Genomic DNA, 15,234 nt, shown 5'->3' with positions numbered 1-15,234 from the left:
TTATTTATAAATCCATTTACAACCAATCTGCAAAATCTTTTATTTCATACTTCCTGTTTTCATAAACTTTATGTGCCATGAAAGTGCTTCTTCTAAAATGTGGGGGGTATGTTTGTAAGCACTTTCATAAGCCCTTTTATAATAATCTAATAGCATTGGTTTGTAATCTGGATGTACACAATTATTAATTATCTCTAAAGCCCTTTCCTTTGGACTAAGTCCTCTTAAATCTGCAACACCCTGCTCTGTTACAATTACCATAACATCATGCTCTGTATGATCAACATGTGAAACCATTGGAACAATAGAAGATATATTTCCATTTTTTGCAGTAGATGCTGTGGTGAATATTGTAAGATATGCATTTCTAGCAAAATCTCCAGATCCTCCAATTCCATTCATCATACGTGATCCCATTACATGAGTTGAATTAACATTTCCATATATATCAACTTCTAAAGCTGTATTCATAGCAATAACCCCTAGTCTCCTAGCAACTTCTGGATGATTGCTTATCTCTTGAGGTCTTAAAATGATTTTATCCTTGAAAAATTCAATTTCTTCTTCAAACTTTACTAATCCTTCTGGTGAAGGACTTATAGAAGTTGTTGAAGCAAGCTTTGCCTTTTTGCATCTTAGTAGTTCAAGCATTGAATCCTGCACAACTTCTGTATAGCATGTAAGGTCTTCAAAATCTGAATCACAAAGTCCATAAAGGACTGCATTAGCAACACTTCCTACCCCAGACTGTATTGGAAGCAAATTTTTAGGTAATCGTCCAAGTTTTACTTCTTTTTCTAAAAACTTTAATATATTAGCTGATATCTTTTTTGATATATCATCAACAGGTGTTAATGGTCTTGTCTTATCTTGTAAATCTGTTATAACGATTCCAACAATTTTATCATTACCACATGGAATGTAAGTTGTTCCTATTCTTTGATCTGGCTTTGTAATTGGAATTGGCTTTCTATGTGGTGGATTTTCTAACATATAAATATCTGCCATACCTTCAAGAGCTAAAGGTTTTGCTGTATTTATCTCTACAATCACCTTATCAGCTTGCTTTACAAATACTGGTGTATTTCCAACTCCCATAGTTGGAATTATATGTCCTTCCTCTGTTATTGCTACTGCCTCAACAATTGCAACATCAACTTTGGGTAAAATTCCATAACTTACATACTGTGGCGTATGACTTAAATGCATGTCTAAATATTCTACTTCGCCTTCATTGATGCTATTTCTTAATTTACTATTAGTTTGGTATGGAAGTCTTTTTGCAATAATTCCAGCCTCTGCCCATGCACCATCTACTTCTGGTCCTAATGAAGCACCAGAATACAATGCTAAATGCATTTTCTCTCCACTTTGTTTTACCCTTTCTGCAAGAGCTAATGGCACTGCTTTTGGATATCCTGATGGCGTAAATCCACTAACTCCAATTACCATTTCATCATGAATAAATTTTGACGCTTCTTCTGCTGTCATTACTTTATTAAAGAGTTCTTTGTTTCTTATTCTATTATCTAATTTTGAAAAATCCATATCATTTCCCCCTGTTTTTTGCATTTTTACTACATCGGCATTTTATGAAGAATAATTGTGAAGATAACCATACCTAGTAATGCAAATGGATAAGTTGCTCCATATCCTGCTGCCGGGTCATCACAACCTGCTGCATCAATAGCAGCTCCTAGTCCTGGAGTAGAAGTCATTCCGCCGCATATTGCTCCAGATAGCATAATCCAGTTAATCTTAAATACATATCTTCCAATGAAGAATCCTAAAAGCATAGCAACAACTCCTACAACAAGAGATACAATAGCTAAGTACCATCCTGTTCCTAAAAGTGCATCAAACACCTTAAATCCATATCTTAATCCTACTATTGCTAAGAAAAAAGCCAATGCAAGTTGTCTTATAACACCTAGTATTTTATTATTCATCCTAAAATTTATAAATCCAATTTTTCCTATATATCCAAGGATTAAAGCTCCTATTAAAACCCCTCCTGTAGAACCAAGACTAAAATATCCTAACGGTCCTAAGAATATTTTTATTTTCCCTATGGTATATCCTATAAAACAAGCAACAGAAAATCCAATCAAATCAAATGATGTTTCTTCTATATCTGAAGTAGCTGCTGCTTCTTCCCTAGCTTGATTCATTTCTTTTCTTAAATCCTCAAGCTCTTTATTTGCATCAATTCCAAATATTTTAGGGAAAAAGTTTACTGCAATAATTACAATAATTACACCAAATGGATATCCAATAGCATGCCCTACTCCAATACCAGCTTCAGCATTTTTTACAAACTGTGCTTTTTGTTCATCTGTTAATGTAGGTGTATTTTCTGGAGTAAGTGCCCCTGAAGGATCAAGCAGTTTTAAAAATCTTTCTTTCTCATTAGTATCTAATGATTCATATTTTTCAACCCAATCCGCAGAATGTCCTCTTGCAGTTTCAATCGCTGCTGCAAGACCAGGAGAACTCGTTAGTGCACCCGTATATACCCCTGATACTTCATATGGACTAGATTCATTACTAATTAACGTCATTCCATATGTAGCAGCAGCCCCTAAGAATGTAATAATAAAGCCTAAAACAACAAATTTTGCACCATACTTTTTAAGTACTACCCCCATATCCTTTGCCGCTAATAACCCAACTGCAGCAACAAATAAAACCAAAAATAGGATAAAGAAACTCTTATCAATCACTCCTATTTTTATCAGCTTTTGTGCAGTACCAAATGCTTTATCCCCTTCATTAAAGCCTTTTGCAAACTTAAGTACCCACCAACCTATTAAAAGTCCAGAGAATAACGTACCTGATACCCCAAAATTAAACTTACCAAATTTCACTTTTCCAAATACCATTCCTGTAAATACTGCAACAAACATTAATACAAATGGATTCATAATCCATGCTGCTACATCAAACTTAATCATTATAAAACCTCCTCTTTTTACATAAATTTAAGAAATCTAAATATGTTAATTAATTAACACTAAAGCATTGAATTTGCTTATGTATCATTGTATATTTTTATGTTTGTTTTTCCTTGTATACTATTATATCGTTAATATTTTAACTTCTAACTACAAAAAAATATTTTATACACTTTATAAAATAACCTAAAAAGTATATAAAAATTATTATTCTTATTAAACTTTACTATGGCACCATTATCTGTTTACTGATTTTTTTAAAAGCATATCTGTTCTTTTCTATTCTATTTCATAGCTATGCAAGGAAATTATTGTCGTTAATTTATTAACTATTAGTTTCAAAAAAAACAATTATAAAATTCAAACAATTTTTATTTAAGTTTACTTTTATATCCATATTGTTGTTAATATATTAACACATATTGAAATTTTATTCAAATCCTTTTTCTTATTTTTGATATATATTTGTAAAATAAAGTATTTTTTGCTTTTTATTCAAAAATAACCTGTTGGTTTTTCATATCCAACAGGTTATTTTTATTTAAAAATGTTCTCCATTTTCATAATAACACTTTTCTTCTAATTTTCTAAATATGACGCATACATCCTCATATTCATTTGTATTATTTACCCTATCTGTTATTGCTTTAGCAGCCTGATCCTGAACTTCCTGTCCTCTATCAAACCATAAAACTTCTATAAAAGGATATCCTTTATCTTCTTCTCCATCCATTATAAAAGTACTCGGAATATATTCTAATGTGAAATAATCTCTTGGACATCCTATAATATTTTCTAAATCATCTACCAATTTTTTGCTAATATTTTTTAACTTTTCTAGACCCATACCTCTTACACGTATATGCGGCATATAATCCCTCCATATATACTATATTTTTTTTATTTTAACATTTTTCACAATATAATATATGCAAAAGCAAATACAAATAAGGACAAGCACACTCAAAGCAAATTTATGAATAATATGAGAAAAAAGCATCCATCTTTCACCTACATATATACCTAAAGTAACAAATATCATGACCCAAATAAATCCACCAATATAAGCATAAAATGCAAACTTCCAATAAGGTTTTTTTATAATTCCTGCATAATATGCATTTAACTGTCGTATACCTGGTATAAAATATCCTATCACAATGGTATATTTCCCATATTTATTGTACCATTTCTCAGCTTTATTCAAAGATTTTTTTGTTATTCCCAAAATCCTCCCATATTTTAGTAAAAAAGGTAGTCCTAAATGATAACCTATAAAAAAACTAATAGATACCCCTGCAACACTCCCTATAAAAGAAACCAAAATCAACAAGAAATAATCCATTTTTCCTTTCGAAACTAAAAATCCTGCAAAGGTTAACAACACTTCATCAGGTATAGGTAATCCTATGATTCCTAATACCAAAGCTAAAAATATACCTATATATCCATACATTGAAATTAATAGTAATATTTTTTCTTGGAGCAATCCTTAGACCTCCTCTTAATATCCCCTAGTCCAATTCTATCTAAAATAAATATACACCATCTACGAAAAGTTAGCAAATCTTATCAAAAAATGTCAGTGATTACTTAAAATTTACCATACTTATTAATGTAGAATTTGTTAAAACAAAAAAAGACTCAAATTTTTACTTGAGTCTCAGACTGTAGTTTTCTCTAAAAATTTATTTATGAGCGTTATTTTTCAATTCATTTTCATTATTTTTTCATCCATTTTACAAAGTCTTCTACTCCTTCTTTAAAATCTTTTTTTGGTGCATAACCTAATATTGTTTTTGCTTTTATAATATCTGCATAAGTTTTACCCATATCTCCAGGCTGTGATGGTAATTTCTCTAGTAAGGCCTTCTTATTTAACACTTCTTCTAAAGTTTTTACCATTTGATTTAAAAAAATTGTTCTTGAATTGCCAAGATTAAATATCTCATATTGTCTTTTATTTTTTTTCATCCAGACCATAGTTTTTATGATTCCATCTATAATATCATCTATGTAAGTATAATCTCTTTGTGTATCCCCATCTCCAAAGAAAGGAATCTTTTTACCCTCCATAATACATTTAGCAAACTTATGTATTGCAAGATCAGGCCGCTGTCTTGGTCCATAAACAGTAAAAAAACGTAAACAAGCAATACTTATTTTGTGTAAATGATAATAGGTATAACACAGTAGCTCACCAGCTTTCTTTGATGCTGCATATGGAGAAATAGGACAATCTACAGAATCATTTTCATTAAAAGGTATTTTTTTATTGTTTCCATATACAGAAGAGCTAGAAGCAAATATAAACTTATCAATCTTGTTTTCCTTAGCAGCTTCTAAAAGATTTAATGTACCATTCACATTTACATCATAATAAAGATCAGGTGCTAAAATAGAATATCTTACCCCTGCCATAGCCGCTAAATGAATAATAATATCTATTTTATGTTCCTTAAAAATCCTATTTATTTCTGTCTTATTTCTTATATCTTGTCTATAAAGCTTAAACCTGCCCTTATCAATCCCAAGTCTTTTCATATTAGATTTTATTTCCATTAAATTTTTCTCTTTTGCTTTAGGATCATAATAATCGTTGAAATTATCTATTGCTATTATATTTTTCCCACAATATAACAACTTTTCTATCAGATGAGAACCAATAAATCCAGCTCCCCCCGTTACAAGAATTGTATTCATCTTAATCACCTATCAATATATTTTTTATATAATTATTCTTATAAATATAACCATATGCTTAAAATATTTTAGATTTATCTAAAGATAAACAATATCGATATTTTTTTTTAAAAATATAAAAAGATTTCTTCTTAAAATTGTTTATCTATATTAATCTCTATATAACAAATAAACTTCTAGACTTTTAGGGTATTTTTAATATATTATTAAATAGATAAAATTGAAAAAGGTGATGAAAATGATCATATTAACACTAATAATTTCGATGGGAATAATATTATTTTTGGTAAGTAAAAAAGTAAATATTGGTTATTCTTTAATGATCGGAGCCGTTATTTTAGCCCTTTTAAACGGAAGGAGTATATTTTATATCTTTAAAATATTTTTAAAGACATTCTCAGAACCCACAACTATTTCATTGGCTGTTACAATCGCATTTATTTCAATCCTTGGTCATCTAATGGAAAAATACCTAATCTTAGATAGGATGATTATAGCTCTTGAAAAAATGTTAAGAAGTGCAAAGGCTACAATTTTAATTGCTCCTGCAATTATCGGTACCCTATTAGTTACTGGTGGTGCTTTAATGTCTTGTCCTGTTGTTGAAACTTTAGGTGAAAGATTAAGTATTCCAAAGGATAAACGAGCAGCAATAAACCTTATTTTTAGACATGCTCTTTATTTTATTTTCCCTCTATCTCCTACAATAATATTGGCTGCTGAGTTGGGGAATTTTAACATCTGGGATTTTGTCAAACTACAGTTTCCAGTTGCAGTTGCTATGTATATATTTGGATATTTCTTTTATCTTAAAAACTATAGCGAACCACCTATTGAAAAAATAAACAAAAAACAGTATTTAAAAACCATTTTAGAATTTTTATTTTATTCACTGCCAATACTCATAAGTTTACTCGGCGTTATATTATTAAATTTACCTTTTTATATTTCACTTATAGGCGGTATTTTGCTAAGCATTGTAATAAATTTATATGATAAACGGCAAGATAGCAAATACGATATAGGAGAAAATATATTAAAAACAATATACAAAGGAATTAAACCTTCTATGGTAATCGCAATAATTGGGATTATGATTTTTAAAAACGTTGTAAACAATATGGATGAAATATTTGTCTATCTAAATCATTTGTTAGATAAGGGGATTCCCCTAGAGCTATTAATATTTATAGCAGCTGCCTTAATATCATTCCCATTAGCATCTACACAACCAGGAATCGCTATACTATATCCTATGATATTACCTTTAGCACCAAATTATCACATAAAGCTTTTATACTCCATGTTTATATACGTAAGTGCATTTATGTTTTACTATATTTCTCCACTACACATGTGCCAAGTTCTTACACTAGAGTATTTTGAAGTAAAGATAAAAAATTTATATAAAAATTATCTATATATACTGCCATTTGTATATATTGTAATGCTTATTATATATGCAGTTAAAATTATATAATTTAAATTGCAAAATCGAAAAAAGACTCAGCTTTGAGTCGTATACAAAATAAAATTTATGATTGAAAAATAAAAGCGAATAATTACAAAGCTTTAGTAAAGAAAACTTGATGAAGAATTTCAGAAAAATCCGTAGGCTTAGCACGGATGCTAAGCCAGCATCCTAAAAGATAGGATGTCTTTATTAGGTGCGTTAGGATTTTTCGAAATTATAAAGCTTAGTTTTCTCTAAAGCTTTGTTTATAAGCGTTATTTTTCAATTCATTTACAAATATAACTTTGACAAAAAGCTCAAAAGACTCAGCTTTGAGTCTTTTTTCTTAATATTTCTTTTAACTTTTTTAATGACTTTACTGCATTCTCCCTTGGCCTGACCTCGATAATATAGCAAACATCACTATTTTTCATCTTATCTATATGCCACTGAAAATCTACATTTCCACTACCTATAATCTGATGATCACTTTCTCCATTATTATCATGTAAATGACAGGTTCGTATTTTATCTACATGCTTTAGGAAAAATTCTACTTCATTGTATTTATTAGTATAAGAATGTCCAATATCCCAAGTTAAATATAGTCCTCCCTCATTAAGTAGCTCTTCTAGTGTTTCTTGAACCACCATTTTAGGAAATCTCCCTGAATTTTCAACACAAATCATCACTTTATCTTTCGCATAATCCATTAAATCTATTAAGCTTTCTTTTAATACTTTTTTATATTCTTCACAATAAAATTCATCTAAATATGATTTTCTATCTGTAAGTGTAAAACAAACTGCACTTCCAATATGCATAGTCATTCTACTTGCCCCAATATCATAACCAAAATCAATAACCTCTTTTAATCTATCTATTGTTGCTTTTCTAATGCTTTTTTGAAGCTGTAAAAGGGTTATGTCTTCTGGTGCATGAAGGGTAATTTCTATATTGTTTTCATCCTTATACCCCTTTATTTTTTCTCTATCTTCCTTTGTAAAATTTTCTGGAAAAAAAATAGGCATATTCATATTAAGTTCAACACAATCAAAGCCATGATCTTTTGTATATCTTAAAGTATCTAATATATCAATTTCACCACTTGATGCTGCATATCCAATTTTCATAATTATCCTCCTACTCTTCATTCTTTTCATTTATTTTAGCATATTAAAAAGATTTCTGCTAAAAAATATATGCGATAAATATCTATAACCCAAAATATTCCTTTGATAAAATAATGCAAATATTATATAATACTTTTTAAAATATTTAGTAAATTCCCCTTTATTAACACTATATAATTCTATAAAGGAAAGGAGAAAACTTATGAATAAACTAGAAGAAATCATGACATATAATAAATCCTTTGTACAAAATGAATCCTATAAAAAATATAAAACGACAAAATATCCCTATAAGAAGATGGTAATTTTCTCTTGTATGGATACCAGATTAACAGAACTTCTTCCTCGAGCCTTAAATTTAAAAAATGGAGATGCAAAAATTATAAAAAATGCAGGTGCAGTCATTATGCATCCTTTTGGAAGTATTATGAGAAGTATTTTAGTTGCAATTTATGAATTAAGCGCAGAAGAAGTTTTTGTTATCGGCCATCATGGATGTGGTATGAGCAGCATTGATCCAACAAGTACAATTGAAAAAATGAAGAAAAGAGGTATATCAGAAGATACCCTATCCACCCTTGAATATGCAGGAATCAATTTAGAAAACTGGCTATATGGATTTGATTGTGTGACAGATTCTATCAAAGAAAGTGTAGCAAAAATTAAGAATCATCCTTTAATGCCTAAAAATGTTTTTGTCCATGGACTGATTATGGACCCTGAAACAGGTGAATTAGAAGTTATAGTAAATGGATATGAAAAAGAAATCACCTAAAACATATTTTCACAGTTAGGTTTACATTATTAGAAAACTAAAATATAATAGTATTATTATGAAATATAAGGAGGAAAAATTATTTAATGTCATTAAAAAGTGGAGAAATCATTCAAGGTACAGTTTCAAAAATAACAAAATATGGGGCTTTTATAAAGCTTTCTGATGGAAAAACGGGACTTTGTCATATTTCCGAAATATCTAATGATTATGTAAAGGATATCAATACTTACCTAAAAGAAGGTCAAGAAGTAAAAGTAAAAATTCTTAACATCAAGGACGATAACAAAATGGAGCTTTCTATAAAGCAAGCTTCTAAAAACTCCTCAAATGATAAAAAGCATAAAAGCAATACTTATAAAAAGCCAAAGCAATCATTTGAAAATATGTTATCTGATTTTCTAAAAAGTAGTGATGAAAAATTAAAAGGAATCAATGAAAGAACCAAAAGATACTAAGTCCTAAAAAATGGCTGAATGCATTTTTATGCATTCAGCCATTTTTATAGATATCCTTTTTCTTCAAGCCAACTTTTTGTTAACTTATATGAATCTCTCAAATAGAAATATATACTTTTTCTTTTATCCTCTCCAGATTCTCTTTCACATTCAATAGTAATATTTGCAAATATTTTTTCATCAATACCTAAATTCTTAAAATCAAAACTCATTTCTTCATAGGATTCATTCAATATATCTTTTTTTATAAGATTTATAACTTCTTTTATTTCATCTCTATCTGAAATCACTATTTCTTTATCAAAATATTCTTCTTTATCTTTACTTCTCGTATGAATTTCTATTATATGTGCTTTATTAGCATCTATTCTAAATATATCATTTTTAATTTTCTTATATTCCTGTGATTCATAAATTTCTTTTATATATGGACTACTATTAATTATATTTTTAGGTACATCATACTCTCTTATTAAAATTTTTCCATTTTTTAATTTATATCCTATGGCAATATTCTTTCTGTTTGGTGTATTTTGTATCTTAGACTTATTATCTATTATCATTTTGTGTAAATTTCTTACAGCTGCTATATTACTTTTTTCATGAATCAACTTATCATCTTTATTTATAACATTTTCATCTATATAATAGTCTTCTGCAAAATATACAGCTTTTATTTCATTTAAATTTGGTACTCTTTTTTCATATCCTATTAAATCTAGGTCAATGACTGTAAAAAATAGTCCTGCAATTATAATGAAAGGAATAAATCCTCTCAATTTATTAAATACCCATATAGACTTTTCTATTATCATTTCTGCTATTATATACCCAAATAGACCACCTATAAAAAATCCAAAATACAACCAAAAAGAGCTGTTTGCTACTATAACTGAAAAGTATAATCCTCCCAAAATCATTGTACAAAATGCCATACCATATTTAAATAGAGGCTTTAATATATCAAACGCTATACTATCTCCAGCACTTTCTAAATGTCTTTTATTATATAAGTATTTTGAAACTAAAAATAATATAACTAATAACGCTATATACCATGCTATCAATAAAGAATTTCCTTCTCTATACAATTCATTAGTTATAGGTATTACTTTTAAAGCAAAATTTTTAATAATTGTATTATTTGGAACAAATCCAAACAGTATACTATCTAAAGCTATTAGCACCAAACCTGTTAAACCTAAAGGTAAAAACAAAAATATTAAAGACAATATAGCCTGAATAAAAGAAACACCGCTTATCATACCTGTAAATACAGTCATAAAAAGCACAGTATAATTTAAAAGCAATACAGTAAAAAGCCATTTATATATATCACCAATAACTATATTGGTCCCTGTATATACCCCTTTGTAAACGAAAAACATAATTATAAAATTTACAAAAACTGGTATAGATAATATTATTAAATTAGAAAGCAAATGACTATTAAATAATATATTTCTTGTAAAAGGAAATGAATGAATCATTCCTGTTGAATTTTTAACTTGCATATATCTAAAAATGAGGGTAGCCAATATTATTGGAAAAATCACTGCAAATATTAACTGAAATCCATGTTTATATATATTAAAATATGCTTCAATAACAGAATTAATTTTATTTACATCTTCAACATTGATTAAAAAGATTATTGGACCAGTAAATACTAAAACCAAGAAATATAATACTCCCATCCCCCAAAATCTCTTTAAATCTTCTCTTATAATACTTTTATTAAAATATAACGTTGTTAATTTCATATCCTGCACCCCCTAACTCATATATAAATATTTCTTCAAGTGAAAGTGGCAGTACATCTAATATAACAGGGTTGTATTTATTAAAGTTTGATATTATCTTTTCCCTTTCACCTTTTACGATTAATAGATATACACTTCCTCGCTTTTCCTTATGGAGTATTTCTATTTCTTTACTTATGTTTACTGGAAAATCATTTTTATATGCTATTTGAATTTTATGAACATCTGATTTTAAATCATCTAAATTTCTTTCTATAAGCATCTTACCTTTATGCATAATACCTACATGGTCACATATATTTTCCAATTCCTTTAGGTTATGAGATGAAATAAGCACAGTTGTTTCTCTTTCAGCTACATCTTCTATTACCAAATTCCATACTTTTCTCCTCATCAATGGGTCAAGTCCATCTATAGGTTCATCAAGTATCATTATTTCCGGCATACTAGATAAAGTAAGCCAAAATGATACTTGCTTTTGCATTCCCTTTGAAAGCTTATTTATTTTTCTATTTTCATCTATTTTAAATACTTCTTTTATTCTTTTATATCTATCTTCATTCCATTTAGGATATATGCTTTTATAATATGATGCCATTCCCTTAATCGTATATTGTGGAAAAAAATACAAGTCATCAGGTATATAACCTATTTTTGATTTTATATCTATATTTTCATATACCGTCTTCCCTAATATTTCCACACTTCCACTATCTTGTTTATATATTCCTGTCAAATGCTTTATCAATGTTGTTTTACCAGATCCATTAGGTCCTACTAATCCATATATAGAACCTTTTTGAACATTTAAATTAACATTATCTAAAGCTTTAAAATCACTAAAATATTTATCTAAGCTTTTTACTTTAATCATTATCTTCTCCCCCTTTCACTCTATCATAGGTCTCTTCTAATAACTGCATTAACGCTTCCTTTTCTAAACCTAAATATATCAATTCCGATAAATTTTTTATTATTTCATTTTTTAATCTTTCCACCTTATTTTCATCCACCTTTTCTATTTCCTTTGATACAAAGCTTCCTCTTCCTCTCACAGAATATATATATCCCTGTCTTTCTAACTCCCTGTATGCTTTTTGAATCGTATTTGGATTTATAGTAAGTTGTTTTGCCAAATCTCTTACAGATGGAATTTTTTCGTCTGCCTTTAACACATCATTTATTATTAATTGTTTAAACTTTTCTATGAGCTGTTCATATATTGGTTTTCTGTTCTTTAAATCTATCTGAATCATTTTGCACCTCCCTACATATGTAATAAGTGTACTATTAGTATTAGTACACTTATTATTATATTCTTTAAGTTTATATTTGTCAACAATGACCAATGACAGGGGACGGTTCTTTGTCATTGTCAAAGAACCGTCCCTTGTCATTACTTTAATATAGGCGAAAGCTTTTTATAAAGAACACTTGTTAAAATAGCTACTATAGTTCCCTTTAATAAATTAAAAGGTATTATACCATATAACACTAAAGTTTTAACATCTACAATAGCTCCATTTGCAGCTGCACTCCACGCAATGATTTGTTCTAAAGGCATAATCTTTGCATAAAAAGGTATAAGCATATAATAATTTGCCAATCCCCCTACAATACTCATTGCAATAATACCGATTACAATCCCTGTAATTGCTCCTTTTTTGGTTTTATATTTATTATAAGAAGCACAAGCAGGTATTATCAATGCAATCCCTATTAAAAAGTTTGCAAATTCCCCTACTCCACCAGTAGTTGTTTTCGTTAAAAAATGTAAAAGGTTTTTAATAAGCTCAATTATAACTCCTGCAGCTGGTCCTAATGCAAATCCTCCAATTAATGCAGGTAAGTCACTTAGGTCTATCTTAAGAAATCCTGGAAAGAAAAATATAGGCACTTCAATAAACATGATTACATAAGATAGTACAGATAATATGGCTATCTTTACAAGTCCATTCACCGTTAAACCAAAAGCTTCTTTTTTAATAGTTGATGTTCTATCTATCATTGATAATTCCTCCCTTTTCGGTAATCCTCATGACACGAAAAAACGCCTGAAGAAATCATCTTCAGGCGCAGTTTATAAAAATTGTATACTATAACATCTTCTTTCATCCAGACTATACTGTCGGTACTGGAATTTCACCAGTTCAGCAGCTTTCGCCGCTCGCGGACTATACCGCCGGTCGGGAATTTCACCCTGCCCCGAAGACTACCTTATATTCTATTTTACTCAAATTATAGCGTAGTTTTCTTTATTTTTCAAGTGCTAGCTAACAATCTTATCTAACCACCCAAATTCATTCTGTAGAGATATATCTTTCTTATAGCCTATGTATATAATTAATCCAAGTACTATTTCATGAGGTAATAAAAGTAATAGCCTCATCCAATCTACAGACCATAAATATGCCAAGTTTATATCCATAAAGATTAACAAAGATCCTTCAATCAATGTAACAATAACAGATGATACAATAATAGACAGTATAGCAACGATCAATTTAACATCCATAATAAAATAGGTATATATAATAAAAACTATGATCTGCACAAATGTATGAATACCAAAATCTACATATCTCCTTATAAAGTATACACTAATGCCTTGTAATATCCCTGCTATTACAATTTTTCTTGTTTGAGGCTTTACACCCATTAATAATAATCCTGCCCATAATATTAAGCTTGCTTCTGGAATTGAACCAAATATTACTACCTTTATAGGCATTATATCCATTCACATTTCCCCTTTTAAGCTTTATTTTTCCTATAAACAACATTCCCATCAATTAAGGTATATTCCACTGTTGCTTGTAATTCAAAAGGATGACCATTCCATATTACAATATCTGCATCCTTTCCTTCTTTAATACTTCCTACTCGATCTTCAATTCCTAATATTTCTGCTGCATGAATAGTAATAGCTTTTAGGGCTGTATCTTCATCCATTCCCATCTTTACAGCAAGTCCTGCACACATAGGCAAATACTGAAGAGGGATAACAGGATGATCTGTCATAAGAGCAATTTTCACTCCTGCCTTGCTTAATACACCTGCTGTTTCAAAAGTAAGATTTTTTAATTCAAATTTGGATCTTTCTCCAAAACTTGGCCCTACTACTGCACATAAGCCTTCTTCTTTTATATAATCAGCTATCAAATGTCCCTCTGTACAATGCTCTAAGGTAATTTTTACACCAAACTCCTTTGCAATACGAATAGCAGTGAAAATATCATCTGCTCGATGTGCATGAGCCTTTAATGGTATTTCTCCCTTTATAACAGGAACTAGTGCTTCCATCTTCATATCAAAGGATGGCTTCTTTGCTGGGTCTTCTTTTGCAGCTTCTAGCTTTTGTAAATATTCTTTTGCTTTAAACAAATTTTCTCTTAGTATAGCTGCTGTTGCCATTCGTGTACTCGGTGCTTGTTTTCGATCATGATATACACGCTTTGGATTTTCTCCAAAAGCACACTTCATAGCCAAAGGCTCCTTTATAATCATATCATCTATTCGTTTTCCATAAGTCTTTATAGCTACAAATTGCCCTCCTAATACATTTGCACTTCCTGGACCTGTTGCAACAGAAGTAATTCCCCCTTGGTAAGCTTCCTCAAAAGTCCTATCCATAGGGTTAATCCCATCAATTGCCTTTAAATGAGGTGTTACTGGATCTGTCATCTCATTTCCGTCAGCTCCTTCAAATCCGATAGCATCTTCCCACATCCCTAAATGACAATGGGCATCAATCATACCAGGCATTACAATTTTGCCAGTAGCATCAATAATAGTGGCATCTAAAGGAGCTACAATATCTTCTCCTATCTCCTTTATTTTCCCATTTTCAATGAGAACGCTTCCTTTTTGGTAGTTCTTTCCTTCCATTGTAAAAATATATCCATCCCTAATTAAAATCATATTGATACCCCCAATTTTTTATTCACTAAAATATATTATCTGGAAAATATTTTAATTGTGTATACAAATCTACA

The 15,234-nt window shown here is 29.5% G+C and carries 15 protein-coding genes and 1 riboswitch; of the genes, 3 read left to right on the top strand and 12 right to left on the bottom strand.

All coding sequences use genetic code 11. The features are described 5' to 3' along the window. Window positions 1–39: 39 nt before the first annotated feature. From FQB35_RS02655 to FQB35_RS02635, 5 genes are all read right to left on the bottom strand, one after another. Complete coding sequence (locus FQB35_RS02655; protein ID WP_231701842.1) at window positions 40–1,548, bottom strand: acetyl-CoA hydrolase/transferase family protein; 1,509 nt, start codon at window positions 1,546–1,548, stop codon at window positions 40–42. A gap of 29 nt (window positions 1,549–1,577) precedes the next feature. Then, on the bottom strand, window positions 1,578–2,954 hold the full coding sequence (locus FQB35_RS02650; protein WP_231701841.1) for an aspartate-alanine antiporter-like transporter: 1,377 nt from the start codon (window positions 2,952–2,954) through the stop codon (window positions 1,578–1,580). A 541-nt stretch (window positions 2,955–3,495) separates the two neighbouring features. Then, window positions 3,496–3,825: a DUF1904 domain-containing protein gene (locus FQB35_RS02645; protein WP_148808438.1), complete on the bottom strand. Its 330-nt coding sequence runs from the start codon at window positions 3,823–3,825 to the stop codon at window positions 3,496–3,498. Window positions 3,826–3,843: 18 nt separating this feature from the next. Beyond that, window positions 3,844–4,443, bottom strand: coding sequence for a DedA family protein (locus FQB35_RS02640; RefSeq protein WP_148808437.1), 600 nt, complete (start codon window positions 4,441–4,443; stop codon window positions 3,844–3,846). Between the two features lie 233 nt (window positions 4,444–4,676). Then, entirely contained in the window at window positions 4,677–5,657 is a 981-nt protein-coding gene (locus FQB35_RS02635; RefSeq protein ID WP_207707333.1) for a GDP-mannose 4,6-dehydratase, read from the bottom strand. 238 nt (window positions 5,658–5,895) lie between these two features. Between FQB35_RS02635 and FQB35_RS02630 the strand changes: the two genes are divergently transcribed. Beyond that, complete coding sequence (locus FQB35_RS02630) at window positions 5,896–7,137, top strand: DUF401 family protein (protein WP_207707332.1); 1,242 nt, start codon at window positions 5,896–5,898, stop codon at window positions 7,135–7,137. Window positions 7,138–7,436: 299 nt separating this feature from the next. On the opposite strand, the gene FQB35_RS02625 is transcribed toward FQB35_RS02630, so the two are convergent. Beyond that, window positions 7,437–8,243: a sugar phosphate isomerase/epimerase family protein gene (locus FQB35_RS02625; protein ID WP_148808433.1), complete on the bottom strand. Its 807-nt coding sequence runs from the start codon at window positions 8,241–8,243 to the stop codon at window positions 7,437–7,439. 202 nt (window positions 8,244–8,445) lie between these two features. Here FQB35_RS02625 and FQB35_RS02620 point away from each other — a divergent pair, with 202 nt between their 5' ends. Both FQB35_RS02620 and FQB35_RS02615 read left to right on the top strand, forming a co-directional pair. Next, a complete protein-coding gene (locus FQB35_RS02620) occupies window positions 8,446–9,018 on the top strand; it encodes a beta-class carbonic anhydrase (RefSeq protein WP_148808431.1) in 573 nt (190 codons plus the stop codon). An 86-nt stretch (window positions 9,019–9,104) separates the two neighbouring features. Continuing rightward, window positions 9,105–9,476 carry a S1 RNA-binding domain-containing protein gene (locus FQB35_RS02615; protein ID WP_148808430.1) on the top strand — a complete coding sequence of 124 codons (372 nt, stop codon included), beginning with the start codon at window positions 9,105–9,107 and terminating at the stop codon, window positions 9,474–9,476. 44 nt (window positions 9,477–9,520) lie between these two features. Here FQB35_RS02615 and FQB35_RS02610 read toward each other — a convergent pair whose 3' ends face one another. The 6 genes from FQB35_RS02610 to FQB35_RS02585 form a co-directional block, all read right to left on the bottom strand. Continuing rightward, window positions 9,521–11,239 (bottom strand): hypothetical protein, encoded by a 1,719-nt coding sequence (locus FQB35_RS02610; RefSeq protein WP_148808428.1) that lies wholly within the window; start codon window positions 11,237–11,239, stop codon window positions 9,521–9,523. Next, complete coding sequence (locus tag FQB35_RS02605; RefSeq protein ID WP_148808426.1) at window positions 11,214–12,113, bottom strand: ABC transporter ATP-binding protein; 900 nt, start codon at window positions 12,111–12,113, stop codon at window positions 11,214–11,216. The genes FQB35_RS02610 and FQB35_RS02605 overlap by 26 nt, the downstream gene beginning before the upstream one ends. Beyond that, the gene (locus FQB35_RS02600) at window positions 12,106–12,495 is read right to left on the bottom strand and encodes a GntR family transcriptional regulator (RefSeq protein WP_148808425.1); all 390 of its coding nucleotides are present in this window, start codon (window positions 12,493–12,495) and stop codon (window positions 12,106–12,108) included. The genes FQB35_RS02605 and FQB35_RS02600 overlap by 8 nt, the downstream gene beginning before the upstream one ends. Before the next feature lie 140 nt (window positions 12,496–12,635). After that, the gene (locus FQB35_RS02595; protein WP_148808423.1) at window positions 12,636–13,247 is read right to left on the bottom strand and encodes an ECF transporter S component; all 612 of its coding nucleotides are present in this window, start codon (window positions 13,245–13,247) and stop codon (window positions 12,636–12,638) included. Window positions 13,248–13,338: 91 nt separating this feature from the next. Next, window positions 13,339–13,456, bottom strand: a riboswitch (FMN riboswitch). 52 nt (window positions 13,457–13,508) lie between these two features. After that, complete coding sequence (locus FQB35_RS02590; RefSeq protein WP_148808421.1) at window positions 13,509–13,979, bottom strand: hypothetical protein; 471 nt, start codon at window positions 13,977–13,979, stop codon at window positions 13,509–13,511. A 14-nt stretch (window positions 13,980–13,993) separates the two neighbouring features. Continuing rightward, complete coding sequence (locus FQB35_RS02585) at window positions 13,994–15,160, bottom strand: amidohydrolase (protein ID WP_148808419.1); 1,167 nt, start codon at window positions 15,158–15,160, stop codon at window positions 13,994–13,996. Window positions 15,161–15,234 lie beyond the last annotated feature (74 nt).

This window comes from Crassaminicella thermophila (assembly GCF_008152325.1).
GTDB lineage: Bacteria > Bacillota > Clostridia > Peptostreptococcales > Thermotaleaceae > Crassaminicella_A > Crassaminicella_A thermophila.
This window is presented reverse-complemented; position numbering and strand designations above follow the sequence as displayed.

Bases quoted from the DNA above. Each gene is read 5' to 3' on its own strand.
- FQB35_RS02655 (WP_231701842.1), bottom strand. From the start codon at position 1,548: ATGGATTTTTCAAAATTAGATAATAGAATAAGAAACAAAGAACTCTTT.
- FQB35_RS02650 (WP_231701841.1), bottom strand. From the start codon at position 2,954: ATGATTAAGTTTGATGTAGCAGCATGGATTATGAATCCATTTGTATTA.
- FQB35_RS02645 (WP_148808438.1), bottom strand. From the start codon at position 3,825: ATGCCGCATATACGTGTAAGAGGTATGGGTCTAGAAAAGTTAAAAAAT.
- FQB35_RS02635 (WP_207707333.1), bottom strand. From the start codon at position 5,657: ATGAATACAATTCTTGTAACGGGGGGAGCTGGATTTATTGGTTCTCAT.
- FQB35_RS02630 (WP_207707332.1), top strand. From the start codon at position 5,896: ATGATCATATTAACACTAATAATTTCGATGGGAATAATATTATTTTTG.
- FQB35_RS02625 (WP_148808433.1), bottom strand. From the start codon at position 8,243: ATGAAAATTGGATATGCAGCATCAAGTGGTGAAATTGATATATTAGAT.
- FQB35_RS02620 (WP_148808431.1), top strand. From the start codon at position 8,446: ATGAATAAACTAGAAGAAATCATGACATATAATAAATCCTTTGTACAA.
- FQB35_RS02615 (WP_148808430.1), top strand. From the start codon at position 9,105: ATGTCATTAAAAAGTGGAGAAATCATTCAAGGTACAGTTTCAAAAATA.
- FQB35_RS02610 (WP_148808428.1), bottom strand. From the start codon at position 11,239: ATGAAATTAACAACGTTATATTTTAATAAAAGTATTATAAGAGAAGAT.
- FQB35_RS02605 (WP_148808426.1), bottom strand. From the start codon at position 12,113: ATGATTAAAGTAAAAAGCTTAGATAAATATTTTAGTGATTTTAAAGCT.
- FQB35_RS02600 (WP_148808425.1), bottom strand. From the start codon at position 12,495: ATGATTCAGATAGATTTAAAGAACAGAAAACCAATATATGAACAGCTC.
- FQB35_RS02595 (WP_148808423.1), bottom strand. From the start codon at position 13,247: ATGATAGATAGAACATCAACTATTAAAAAAGAAGCTTTTGGTTTAACG.
- FQB35_RS02590 (WP_148808421.1), bottom strand. From the start codon at position 13,979: ATGGATATAATGCCTATAAAGGTAGTAATATTTGGTTCAATTCCAGAA.
- FQB35_RS02585 (WP_148808419.1), bottom strand. From the start codon at position 15,160: ATGATTTTAATTAGGGATGGATATATTTTTACAATGGAAGGAAAGAAC.